The 12,365-nt window shown below is 39.8% G+C and carries 14 protein-coding genes; 5 read left to right on the plus strand and 9 right to left on the minus strand.

The genetic code is table 11. The features are described 5' to 3' along the window. Window positions 1–7 precede the first annotated feature (7 nt). Complete coding sequence (gene ftsZ, locus H5079_RS09115; protein WP_011329147.1) at window positions 8–1,258, plus strand: cell division protein FtsZ; 1,251 nt, start codon at window positions 8–10, stop codon at window positions 1,256–1,258. A gap of 103 nt (window positions 1,259–1,361) precedes the next feature. Beyond that, on the plus strand, window positions 1,362–2,273 hold the full coding sequence (gene lpxC / locus H5079_RS09120) for a UDP-3-O-acyl-N-acetylglucosamine deacetylase (protein WP_011329146.1): 912 nt from the start codon (window positions 1,362–1,364) through the stop codon (window positions 2,271–2,273). Between the two features lie 84 nt (window positions 2,274–2,357). On the opposite strand, the gene yjjG is transcribed toward lpxC, so the two are convergent. The 3 genes from yjjG to H5079_RS09135 form a co-directional block, all read right to left on the minus strand. Further along, complete coding sequence (gene yjjG, locus H5079_RS09125) at window positions 2,358–3,032, minus strand: pyrimidine 5'-nucleotidase (RefSeq protein WP_011329145.1); 675 nt, start codon at window positions 3,030–3,032, stop codon at window positions 2,358–2,360. A 14-nt stretch (window positions 3,033–3,046) separates the two neighbouring features. Next, window positions 3,047–3,592 carry an inosine/xanthosine triphosphatase gene (yjjX, locus tag H5079_RS09130; RefSeq protein WP_089368725.1) on the minus strand — a complete coding sequence of 182 codons (546 nt, stop codon included), beginning with the start codon at window positions 3,590–3,592 and terminating at the stop codon, window positions 3,047–3,049. A 76-nt stretch (window positions 3,593–3,668) separates the two neighbouring features. Further along, a complete protein-coding gene (locus tag H5079_RS09135) occupies window positions 3,669–4,574 on the minus strand; it encodes a phosphoribulokinase (protein WP_011329143.1) in 906 nt (301 codons plus the stop codon). A 116-nt stretch (window positions 4,575–4,690) separates the two neighbouring features. On the opposite strand from H5079_RS09135, the gene H5079_RS09140 reads away from it, so the two are divergent. After that, window positions 4,691–5,569, plus strand: a complete 879-nt coding sequence (locus H5079_RS09140) for a hypothetical protein (protein ID WP_086993260.1) — start codon at window positions 4,691–4,693, stop codon at window positions 5,567–5,569. A gap of 74 nt (window positions 5,570–5,643) precedes the next feature. Beyond that, window positions 5,644–6,009, plus strand: coding sequence for a hypothetical protein (locus H5079_RS09145; RefSeq protein ID WP_011329141.1), 366 nt, complete (start codon window positions 5,644–5,646; stop codon window positions 6,007–6,009). A gap of 246 nt (window positions 6,010–6,255) precedes the next feature. Here the strand turns inward: H5079_RS09145 and H5079_RS09150 are convergent, their stop codons facing one another. The 6 genes from H5079_RS09150 to H5079_RS09175 form a co-directional block, all read right to left on the minus strand. Next, the gene (locus tag H5079_RS09150; RefSeq protein ID WP_089368724.1) at window positions 6,256–8,829 is read right to left on the minus strand and encodes a M1 family metallopeptidase; all 2,574 of its coding nucleotides are present in this window, start codon (window positions 8,827–8,829) and stop codon (window positions 6,256–6,258) included. Window positions 8,830–8,987: 158 nt separating this feature from the next. After that, window positions 8,988–9,668, minus strand: coding sequence for a hypothetical protein (locus tag H5079_RS09155; protein ID WP_011329139.1), 681 nt, complete (start codon window positions 9,666–9,668; stop codon window positions 8,988–8,990). A gap of 167 nt (window positions 9,669–9,835) precedes the next feature. Continuing rightward, a complete protein-coding gene (locus H5079_RS09160; RefSeq protein ID WP_011329138.1) occupies window positions 9,836–10,186 on the minus strand; it encodes a DUF2750 domain-containing protein in 351 nt (116 codons plus the stop codon). 17 nt (window positions 10,187–10,203) lie between these two features. Then, the gene (locus H5079_RS09165) at window positions 10,204–10,782 is read right to left on the minus strand and encodes a glutathione S-transferase family protein (RefSeq protein ID WP_011329137.1); all 579 of its coding nucleotides are present in this window, start codon (window positions 10,780–10,782) and stop codon (window positions 10,204–10,206) included. 60 nt (window positions 10,783–10,842) lie between these two features. Beyond that, window positions 10,843–11,124: a peptidylprolyl isomerase gene (locus H5079_RS09170; protein WP_011329136.1), complete on the minus strand. Its 282-nt coding sequence runs from the start codon at window positions 11,122–11,124 to the stop codon at window positions 10,843–10,845. Between the two features lie 86 nt (window positions 11,125–11,210). Then, window positions 11,211–11,786, minus strand: a complete 576-nt coding sequence (locus H5079_RS09175) for a glutathione peroxidase (protein ID WP_182683932.1) — start codon at window positions 11,784–11,786, stop codon at window positions 11,211–11,213. 91 nt (window positions 11,787–11,877) lie between these two features. On the opposite strand from H5079_RS09175, the gene H5079_RS09180 reads away from it, so the two are divergent. Beyond that, a complete protein-coding gene (locus H5079_RS09180) occupies window positions 11,878–12,363 on the plus strand; it encodes a GNAT family N-acetyltransferase (RefSeq protein WP_011329134.1) in 486 nt (161 codons plus the stop codon). Window positions 12,364–12,365 lie beyond the last annotated feature (2 nt).

Consider the following 12,365-nt stretch of genomic DNA (forward strand, 5'->3'; position numbering starts at 1 on the left):
AGTAAACATGTTTGATATGATGGAACAACATAGCGAAGAAGCTGTAATAAAAGTAATTGGCGTGGGCGGCGGCGGCGGTAACGCTGTTGAGCACATGGTAAAACAGCAAATTGAAGGCGTATGCTTTATTGCTGCTAATACAGACGCACAAGCATTACGTAACTCAGCAGCGCACGTTACTGTACAATTAGGCACGCAAATAACCTCAGGGTTAGGAGCCGGTGCAAACCCTGAAATAGGTCGTCAATCAGCTGAAGAAGATGCTGATACAATTCGTGCCAGCCTTGAAGGTGCCGACATGGTATTTATTGCAGCAGGTATGGGCGGCGGTACTGGTACTGGTGCAGCGCCTGTAGTGGCAAAAATTGCAAAAGAGCTTGGTATTTTAACCGTAGCAGTAGTTACACGTCCTTTTGACTTTGAAGGTAAAAAGCGAGCTGCAGCTGCTGAACAAGGCATTAATGAATTGTCAGAAATTGTAGATTCACTTATTACAATTCCAAACAATAAACTGCTTAAAGTTTTAGGAAAAGGGACTACACTTTTAGATGCCTTCGCTAAAGCTAACGACGTATTATTTGGTGCGGTTCAGGGTATTGCAGAGTTAATTACTCGCTCTGGTCTGATCAACGTGGATTTCGCCGACGTACGTACAGTAATGTCAGCAATGGGTCCTGCAATGATGGGTACAGCGTCTGCATCAGGTCCTGATCGTGCACAAGAAGCAGCAGAAGCGGCTATCTCAAGCCCATTACTTGAAGACGTAGATTTAACTGGTGCTAAAGGTATCTTGGTTAATATTACTGCGGGTATGGACATTGCGATTGAAGAATTTGAGATCGTTGGTAACCACGTAAAAGCATTGGCATCAGAAAACGCTACTGTGGTTGTAGGTGCAGTAATTGACCCTGAAATGACCGATGAATTACGTGTAACTGTAGTTGCAACTGGCTTAGGTGGCGATCGTCGTCCGCAGTTTGGCATTGTTGATAATGGCTTTAAAAAAGCATCAGGTTCTGATGTAGCCAGCACTTCAAACCAAAGTAGCAGCATGTACGTACCAAGCTTTGCAAGCCAAGGCACAAGCGCTGAAGAAAACACAGCAAAGACGCAAGTTGAAAGTGACGAAAAAACAACTTCATCTAGTGCTAACAAAAGCACAACGAGTGCTGCAGCGCCAAGTAACAAAAAATCAGATAAGTCAGAAGGCGGAGATTATTTTGATATTCCTGCTTTTTTACGTAAACAAGCTGATTAATATAAACAGTATTTCGTTTGAAATGTGAACGAATATTGCAATTGCGGCGTATTTATGTTAGTATCCGCCGTCTAACTGTAACTGAATTTAAGTGAGCGAACCTATGATTAAACAGCGAACGATTGCACAAGTAGTCAAAGCCATAGGAATTGGACTTCATAAAGGTGAGAAGGTCACAATAACTCTCCGACCTGCGAGCGCAAATACTGGGATTGTATTTCGTCGTGTCGACCTTGATCCGGTTGTTGATTTTGAAACAACACCTGAAGCCGTTGGTGATACGCAATTATGTACCTGTTTAATTAACAAAGATGGTGTTCGCTTATCAACTACTGAGCATCTTATTGCCGCTGTTGCTGCAATGGGTATTGATAATCTAATTGTAGAATTAGATAGCTCAGAAGTGCCAATAATGGATGGTAGTGCATTACCATTCATTTATTTGTTACAAAAAGGCGGTATTGAAGAGCAAAATGCAGCAAAACGCTTTATTCGTATTAAAGAAAAAGTACGTATTGAAGAAGGCGATAAATGGGCCGAGTTAGAACCGTATGACGGTTTTCATATCGACTTTGAAATTGCCTTTGATCACCCAGCTATCAATGAAAGTCGCCAACGTATTGGTTTAGATATTACGACGAAAAGCTTTATTGAAGAAATTAGCCGTGCACGTACTTTTGGTTTTATGAAAGACATTGAATATATGCATGCTAACAACCTAGCATTAGGTGGCAGCATGGATAGCGCAGTAGTACTTGATGAGTTTAAAGTGTTAAATCCAAACGGTTTACGCTACAGCGATGAGTTTGTTAAGCATAAGATATTAGACTGTGTTGGTGACATGTTTATGACAGGTCATAACATTTTAGGTAAAGTAACTGCATTTAAATCGGGTCACGATTTAAATAATAAATTACTACGTAAATTAATGGCTACTGAGTCAGCATGGGAGTGGGCAACCTTTGAAACGCCTGTAACGATGCCTGCACCCGGCCTTGAATTAGCGCCAGCCTAATTTATTGCTCACACAGTTATAAAAAATGACGCTAATTAGCGTCATTTTTTTTGCCTATTGAAAATACTTTAAGTGCGTAGCTACCTACAGCTCTAAAATACTTTGTAACTGCTTCAAATGAGTAACGGTATAGGTAGGCTTTATACCCTCGGGCAACTGCTCGTTTGGGTGTTGTAACCAGCAGGTATCAATCCCCGCATTATTACCGCCTAAAATATCGCTTGTGGCAGTATCGCCAACCATTAATATTTGGCTTTTATCTGGGTTACCCATTAATTCAAAGGTATGGTCAAAAATAGCTTTATTAGGCTTAGCTATGCCCACTAATTCAGAAATGACTAACCATTCAAACATATCTTTTAAACCAGTATGCTCAAGGCGCACGGTTTGTAAACGTGCAAAACCATTAGTAATAATACCTAACTTAGCGTGGGGCTTAAGTTTATTTAACAGCTCTATGGCACCGGGTAGCGGCTCGCATATTTCTGCCATAGCATCTAAAAATGCATCATTAAGCTCTTTTGCTGGCACATTTAGTTTAGTAGCCCATTCGCTAAAGCGAGTAACCTGCAAGTAGTCGGCACTAATGTCGCCATTTTGGTAATCAACCCATAGTTGCTTATTGGTTTTTTGATAATGAAGATAGTCGGCTTGGCTAAAATCTACGTTATATGTTTTAAACATGCGAGTCATGCCCGCTAAAATATCAAATCTAAACAAGGTTTCGTCTGCATCAAACAGCACGTAACTGTATTTCATTAAACTTCCTAAAATTAATTTGTTTGGCAATAAAGCGCTGAATGTAAAAAAGGTGCCATGGCCAAAGTAAGTGCCTGAGTATAGGTACTTTCGCGGGTGGCGTGGTTATTAGTGAGTAAACCAATAGCGCCGCCTTGCTGCTTTATATTGGTGGTATTAAAAGTCTTATCCATAACATCGCCAAGCTCTGCACCATTAAGTAATGCGTTATACAGTATTTGCGGCAAAGGTAGGTTGCTACTGCGTCCTACAACTTGATTTACCGCGTTATCGATAACTACATAGGCAAAGGTTGCGGCACCGTAACTAAATTGCTCTGCACCGCCTTCCATGGCCACATAATAGTGGGCTTGGTAGTGCTCTTTGCAGTAATTCACTCGGTTTTGTGCGCCAATGCGAGTTTGCTCTTCACCAATAGGTTGATCAGGCACACCCGAGGGAGCATTTACACCTTGGCAGTCAATGTCACGCTCTGGAAAATATATGCTAAAAATGCACTTAGCAGCATTTATTTTTACTGGGTTTTTAGAGCCCACAATAACTTTTAATGGTTGCGACATGCTGATCTCACTTTAAGCAAAATCAGCAGTGTACGTGAGTTGGCTTTAACAAAAAAGGGCTGTGGGTTATCCAATATCAAATAGGTAAATCCAGTGGTGCTAGGTTTTCTAATGCTCGTTTTTTTAAAATAATATCTTTAATGAGTGGGGTAAGTACCAACTCCATTGCCAAGCCCATTTTACCGCCAGGCACTACCAAGGTATTAATACGCGACATAAAGCTACCTTGGATCATCTGTAAATAGTACGGAAAATCGACATCTTCAATGCCCCTAAAGCGGATCACCACAAAGCTTTCATCGAGTGATGGAATGTCTTTTGCGCTGAACGGGTTAGAGGTATCTACGGTAGGGACTCGTTGAAAGTTAATATGGGTGCGTGAAAATTGTGGAGTAATATGGTTAATATAATCGTCCATACTGCGCACTATAGATCCCATTACCGCTTCGCGTGAGTGACCACGATCAGAGGTGTCGCGGATCAGCTTTTGGATCCACTCAAGGTTGATAATGGGCACCATACCAATAAGTAAATCTACATGTTTTGCTACATCCACATTGTGCTCTTGATCTACAACAGCGCCATGCAATCCTTCGTAAAATAATAAATCGGTATTTTGCTCTAGGTTTTGCCACGGAGTAAATGTGCCGGGCAATTGGTTGTAAGGCACCGCTTCGTCAAAGGTATGTAAATAACGACGCAGTTTACCTTGGCCGGTTTCACCGTAGCTATCAAATAGGGTTTCTAGTAAACCAAAGTCGTTGGCTTCGCGGCCAAAGTAGCTAATATGTTTGCCTTCTTGTTGCGCGTCACGTACTTTTTTTTCCATTTCAGGGCGAGTGTAACGATGAAAGCTATCCCCTTCGATAAAAGCCGCACTAATGTTAAGGCTACGAAAAATATGTTTAATTGCATTCGTGGTGGTAGTTGTCCCCGCACCTGAAGAGCCGGTTATTGCAATAATAGGATGTTTAGCTGACATATTAATTCTCTTTTATAAGACCCGGTTAGTTATAAAGATGTTGCTGGTCTAGGTCAAGTGACGTAATCAGCAAATAACGTTATCATGGGGTGCTTAAAAATAAAACGAGATAGAGCATGAAATTTTTAAAACCACTACTAGGGTTGTTTTCAATAAGCGCTTTAACGCTCTCAGTAGCACAGGCAAGTATGCCCAAAAGCCAAGTATTATTAGCCGATTTAAATACTCCTTATGGCCTGCAAGTTACTATTGTGAGCGACAGTGATAGTTATAATAATCAGCCTCATATACACAATAATGGTGTTTACTTTACCCATGAAGTATTAAGTATTGAGCAAAGCCAAACCGATATTGCTTACTACGACTTTGCAACAAAACAAATTATTAATATAACCAATACGCCAGTAAGCGAATACTCACCAACCGTAATGCCAAATAAACAAAGCTTATCGGCAATTGTGGTAGAGGCCAATGGCAAGCAAAAGCTATGGCAATATCCGCTTGATAGCGAAGTTGCAGCAAGTCGTATTTTTGACTGGATAGAGCCAGTGGGATATCACGCATGGGGTATAAATAACGATTTAGTAATGTTTATTTTAGGTGAGCCACATACATTACAATATAGCTTGGTTGCAGCGGCAAAAGGGCAAGTTGTGGCAAAAAACATTGGTCGTACGCTTATTTACAATCATACAATGGCGCAGTTTATATTTAGTTACACCCAAAATGAGCAACATATTGTAGCGCGTTTTAATCCACAAACTAAGCAGGTAGAAAACTTACTTAGATTGCCGCTACAAGTACAAGACTTTATCTTAAAAGACGACAGTACGCTGGCTTATGCGCTTAACAACCGTGTTTACCAACGTAACCTTAGTGGCAATAACACTGTATCGCAATGGCTGGATTTAACACCCTATTGCCATACCAATATTACCCGTATGAGTTATAACAACGACAAACTTGCTTTTGTTTGTGATGTAGCTGAGGACTAATTTAAATAAATTTCAGACTTTATAATGCGTATGCGTTAAGGTTATGCGCAAATTTAACTAATAGGGATTACAACGTGGCTTATAGTGCAGACGAGCTTACTGAGCAGCTAATTAAATTAGAGTGTAGAAGTAATTTTAAAATAAAGAATATTGCCGAATACATGTTAGTTAATTCAAAAGAAGCGTTTTACACGCACAGTGAAGGCGGCAAAGGTAAAATTATAATTCGCCCAGCATTTGAAGTGTTTAGTGATGATTTTACCGATATTGATGGGGTAGTGCGTACTCAGGGTTATTTTCATAGTAGCGAAATGACGCGTTTTCCTACGCGCATTTATAAAAGTGCACAGCCGATTCATTATGGTGTCGCGTTTAAAATAAACTCTGAGCAAGCAGCAAAAGATTTTATTGCTAAACTAACGATGATTTTAGGCGGGTAATAGTAAAGGTTTATAAATCAGCTTTCAGGCTTCAGATTTAACAAAATATCGGCCAAGCTGGGTTTAGGTTATAAGTAGGCAAGGCAGTATGCCGCGCTTTTTTAAAGCCTGGTAAATTTAACACCACAGCGCAAAATGCTAGGTATTAGTAAAAAACAAACCAAGCTCGCAGTAAATTATTAGCTACGAAGCTTGGTTTTGTTATCAGCTCTACGCTCTAAAATAAAACCTAGAACCCTAATATAGCTACTTACCTTTTAAGAAGTTATTAACCGATTCAAGCTCACGATTTTTCAGTGCAATACAATCATTAGTACTTTCTTCTAGTTTACTTAAAGTACGAGCGTAACCTGGTATTTCAGCTAACTTAGTATTAAAGAAGCTTTGTGTTGTGGCAAAGCTATTTGCATCACAATTTGCAGTTGTAAAATACGGTAGGTTAGGGATAAAAAACGGCGGTAAGCTTGCTGTTACTTTATCGTAATTACTGTAAACCCAGTCAATAAACAGCGCTTGGCGCTCATCAGTATAGCTTTGTCCTGCTAAAATAGTGCGCATGTCGGATGCGGTTACTTCATCTGTTAAGCTGTAAGCCAATACTGCTTTTTGCAGTGCAGGTTTTGCAAAGTAGCCCATAGCCGAGAGCATATTAGTACGTACTTGTGGATCTTTGGTGGTTTTAAAGGTTGCCATAAATTGATCAAGCAACGCTTTATCGCCGTTAAAAGCAGCTAAAGTTAAATAAGTACCTGCTAAGTACGGGTCTACTTTTTGTGGATCGTTTAAATAAACCTGAGTTTGCTGTTTTGCTTTATTGATCACATTTTGATCTTCGCCATCAAAACCTAAACGCGATACAACCGCAGCTCGAAGTTGTGAAATAGCGCCATCTTCACCTACTTTTGCCTCTAAGCCGTATTTTTTAGCCGCGGGGGTTACTGCACCACGAATAAATTTAGGCCATAAGTCTTTATTGCTATCGTCTTTAAAGGTGCGTTGTTGCGATACTAAATAGCCCAGCGCGGTATTAGCAACGCGAGGGTGGCTGTCGCTTATAAATACTTCAAGCGTTTGCATTAACTTAGCGGCCGATATAACACCAGCATCAAGTAGTGCATCGGTAGCAGATAATAACGCTAAACGTTCGCGGTCATCTAGCTTGTCAGCAGCATTGTCGATAAGCGCACTAAACTGTGCATCGTCCATCACCCAGCGGTAATAACCCAATGCGCCTTGATCGGGATAAATCCACTCGGGTGCAAAATCTAAATCTAGCGTTTGGCTTTGTTTATTAAGTAATACGTTCGCTGTTTTTACTTTATCGCCCGCGCCATATTTAATTGCAACAGGCACATTCCATAATTGCTCAGGCGCATCAACACCGGCATTTACAAAGCGACTTTGCGATATAGTTATTTTACTACCTTGCTGAGCTACTTTAATCAGTGGGTAGGAAGATTGCTCAATAAACGATTTTAAAACACTCGCTACATCTTTATTAGAAGCTTTGCCAAGTGCTTGCCATAAATCGGCAGCTTCGGCATTTTTATAGGAAAATTCTTTTAAGTAATTTTGAATACCTTTTTGAAAGGCCTCTTCACCTATCCAGTTTTCAACCATAGCAAGTACCGAGCTACCTTTGCTATAAGCAAGGCCTAAACCATCCATAATATCGGCTTCGGTTTTAATTGGTTTACGAATTGGTTTAGTACTCAAACGTGCATCAAGTGGCATAACGTTATTTTGTGGTAAATCTAGGTGCGATTCAAATTCAGGGTTTAGTTGCTTGGTAATTTTTGCCGCCATCCAACTAGCAAACGCTTCGTTTAACCATAAATCGTTCCACCACTTCATCGTTACTAAGTTACCGTACCATTGGTGTGCAAGTTCGTGAGCAATAATAGACACATTGCGTTGTTTTTTACTGCGCGTAGCGGCAGCTAAATCAACCAATAAAATATCTTCTCGGTAGGTTACAAGTCCTGAGTTTTCCATGGCACCAAACGGAAATTCAGGTACAGCCACCGAATCTAGTTTTTGATACACATAAGGAATACCAAAATACGCCTCAAGTGCGCCTAGTACTTTTGGCATGTTTTCTTTTGCGTACTGGGCTAAATGAATTTTACCTTGTGGGGTAATTACGCGCCCTGGCACCGACATACCTTCAACATTAAGCTCTTCAAAAGGGCCCACAGCCATTGCTACTAAATAAGAAGGAATAGGCGGTGTTTTATCAAAAAAGTGGGTGGTCATGTCGCCATTTACTGTAGTTTTAAGCTCAGGTGTATTGGCATATACTTTTTGTGAGGTAGGCGCGGTAATAGTGAGCTGAAATGGAATTTTGTAGCTTGGCTCGTCAAACACCGGAAATGCACGGCGCGCATCACTCATTTCAAACTGAGTAAATAAGTAAGGTGTACCTTGATCTAATGTTTTATATAGCCCAACACTTTGGCGATTATATGGCGCTGAAAAATCAATTTTTAAGGTGTATTTACCCGGCTGAATTTGCTCATCACAGCTAAATTTTACTTTACCGGTTTTGAGCATTTCGCTGTTTAAGTCACAATTTTGCTCGCCAAGTAATTGTGCCATTTTAGTTGCGTAAGCCACGCCGTTTAGTTCTATGTAGTTAGTTGGCTTGAGTACTTCTAAAATAATTTCAGTCATTCCAGTAAAGGTATCTTGGCTTGGATCGAGTGTTAACGACACTGATTGACTGCTTGGTTTTGCGAGTTTTTCAATTACGAATTCGTTAGCATTTGCTGCGTTCATCGCGAATGCAACACTTACGGTTAAGAGGCTTTTAAGAAACATAGTATCCCTAGTTTATTATTGTTATAAATGACTAAAGCAGACAGCGTTACCACGCTACTTCAATAGAAACGGTATTATATGCGGATATCCTAGCAGCTTTCTTTTATGGAGTAATCGAATAACCCCGGATTTGGACGAGTAAAGAGTAACAAAGTTTGTCAGTGACTATCGCGATTGATAAAGCGCTGCCAATGCAGTTGTGAGTTAATAACGCGAATTTGCCCAATTATGCTATTTAACACTGCTACATTGCTATAATTTGGGTGTGGGTATTCGTTAAAGCCCATTAAATAATTAAACGCGTCTTTAGAGTTGGCTTGCAGTGCATAAATACGTACTTGCTGCTCAAAGTTAAGCCGCAGGCTACTTATAGCGGTTTTCATTCCGAGTTGGTCAATGTTTGGAATTGCACATTTTTGTAAGTAACCAGCGCGCTCGCCTTCGCCGCTAAACCAAATGCGAACTTTTTCGCTGTAGCGACCGGTTTTAGCTGGCAAGTCGAACATTAATCGCTGTTGGTTTTGGCTTTTTATAAATGCTAAATAGTCGTTAAAGCCAGCATTAATTAGCGCTTGATGTACAGGAATAAGTCGCGGTTTTATTTTTCCGTGGGTATGAAAACTAAAACATAAAATGTTTTGCTCAACAGTTAAGTCATCAAGTGTTAAACAGCCTATTTCGTCACTATAAGCGCCCGTATAGTAAGCAATTAATGGCAACCAAAAATGCCAATGTTTTGCTTGTTCACGCACCACGCGCATATCGCCATAAATATAGCCAGTGTAAAGTGTGTGCAGCTCCATAGCTGAAAAAGGACGGCGACCAAGATGGGTTTTCAACGGTGTACCTTGAAAATAATGACAAAATACATTTTATACCCAAAACATAGCAAGATGCGAGTATGTTTTGGGTATAAATACTTATACCTAATTAATTAAAACAAAAAAGCCAACTAGCACGAATGCAGTTGGCTTTTTTTATGCTTTATTAATTAAGCTATAGTGAATTATTCACTTAATGCGCGTGCTAAACCTACTGGTTCAATTTCTACGCATACTTGGTCGTCATTCCAGTTAAGGCCAACTAAAGCATTGTCTTCGTTTAGGTCTTCAACCCATTCATCTAAAAATTCATCAAGGCCAATTTCTACTGGGCTGTACTCTTTCCACTCGTCTTTACACTGAGCTTTAGCAGCCGCTTCGCTTTCCCAAAGTAGTAATACGTCAGTCTCGTCAAATTGATTTGAATCACACACTACAAAGCCATTATCTTCTGCACCTAGTGCCCAAATTACTTCGCTCATACGTACTTTTTCAACAAAGTTGACTAGTTCTGATTCAATCTCGATATCGCTCATGTGTTTACCTTTTTAAATTAATGACTAGGACTGGTATTTATTGCTGCTTGGCGTTGGCCATATTGCTCATAAAAAGCAACAAGCGCTGAATGCTGACTAATGTCGGTTAGTTCACGAAAGCAAATCCAATCAAGCAGGCAGTATAAACTGATGTTGAGGTATTCACAGCCTTTAAATTCATCATCAGTTAAATGATCATTTAAAAAGTGTAATGTTTCAACAATACGTTCGTTTTGCAAATTAAAAAATAACGCATCACTTTGCGTATCAAAACCAGAGCGCTGGCATAAAAGCATTTCCACTAAAGAGTCATTACAGGCATTAATAGTGGTAAGTAAGTGCTCTTGCGGCCAAGTTAATTTTGGCTGTGCTGTTTTTTCAAGTAAATAACGCAGTATTGAGTTTGAATCACTAAGGGTTAAATTGCCATCTACGAGAATAGGGATTTTGCGTGCTGGGTTTTTGCTCACCATAGTTGGGCGATCTTGCGCTGAAAAAATATCCAGATTAATAAACTCTAAATCGCAGTTATTTTCCAGCGCCCATATTCTAATACGGCGTACATAAGGCGAGGTAACAGAACCAAATAGTTGCATAATTACTCCATAAAAAAGCCGCATAAGCGGCTTTTTTCAAAATTTACAGTACAGAATAAGTTACTCTGAACGGCTGGTTACTTCAAGTAAATGGTAACCAAACTGTGTTTGTACTGGGCCTTGTACTTGATTAATTGGCGCAGAGAACACCACTTTATCAAACTCTGGCACCATCATACCTGGGCCAAACTCACCAAGAGCACCGCCATCTTGACCTGAAGGACAGTTAGAGTGTGCTTTTGCTAACACAGCAAAGTCTTCACCTTGTTCAATTTTTTCTTTTAAATCTAAACACTGTGCTTCACTATCTACTAATATATGTCTTGCGCTTGCCACTGTCATAAAATCTCCTAATAATTAATCTGGTTGTTTTTTAATCATACTAACGTGTATTTTAGTTAGTTTAAACTAATTGTAACGGTTTTAACCTAGTTAATAGCTAATGTCGCTTCAATTGCTGCAGTTAGTTTTTCTGATTCGGGGGCTACTTTACTGTTAAAGCGCGTAATTGTTTTACGATCAGCAGACACTAAATACTTATAAAAATTCCAATTAGGTGAGCTGGTTTGGCTATTTAAGTGTTTAAAAATAGGGTTTGCATCGCTGCCGCGCACTGCGCTGGTGGCAAGCATAGTGAAAGTAACCCCGTAATTAACAAAGCAGACTTTGGCGGTGTCTTGTTCGTTGTTTTCTTCTTGAAAAAAATCATCAGAAGGAAATCCCAATACCACTAAGCCTTGATCTTTATATTTATTATAAACCGCTTCAAGCCCTGCAAATTGCGGCGTAAAGCCACAGTTACTCGCTGTATTAACAATTAGCAGCGGTTGGTTTTCAAATTGGCATAAGTTAACAAACTCTTTTGAGCGTAGTTTACGCAAAGTAACGTTAGTAAAGTCTTGGCAGTTATTTTGTTTTTTAATGGGGTGCTCAGCCGTGCTTTGCGCTTGAGCTAATGCGGGTACAAGTAACGCCATTAATGCTAATAATATTATTTTTATCATTTTTAATGCCTAAAGTTAAAAGGTTACATATTGTTTATAGCCTCAATGATACGCTAATATAAACGCAACTGATCAACCTTATCTAGACCTTATGACAATCCGTTTAGCACGCCCAGAAGATTTAAAAACTATAGTCGCAATTTATAACGAAACCATTGCCAGCAGAATGGTTACCGCCGATACCGAAGAGGTAAGCGTTACCGACAAGCAAGCTTGGTTTGATAGTCACACTTCTCAGCGGCCAATTTATGTATATTCTGAAAATGACCAAGTGTTAGCATGGCTTAGTTATAAACCGTTTTATGGGCGCGTAGCTTACGAAGGGACGGTAGAAATAAGTATTTATATTACCGCTAAAGCACAAGGCAAAGGTTTAGGTAAAACACTAATGGAGTTTGCCCAAACGCAAGCTAAGCAACTTAACATTAAAGTGCTGCTAGGGTTCATTTTTAGTCATAATTTACCCAGTATTAAACTATTTAAACACTTTAATTTTAGTGTGTGGGGCGAGTTACCACAGGTGGCCATTATGGATAATAACCCTTACAGCTTAACTATTTTTGGTAAGCACCTATAACC

It is taken from the genome of Pseudoalteromonas sp. SG44-5 (assembly GCF_014164175.1).
GTDB lineage: Bacteria > Pseudomonadota > Gammaproteobacteria > Enterobacterales > Alteromonadaceae > Pseudoalteromonas > Pseudoalteromonas nigrifaciens.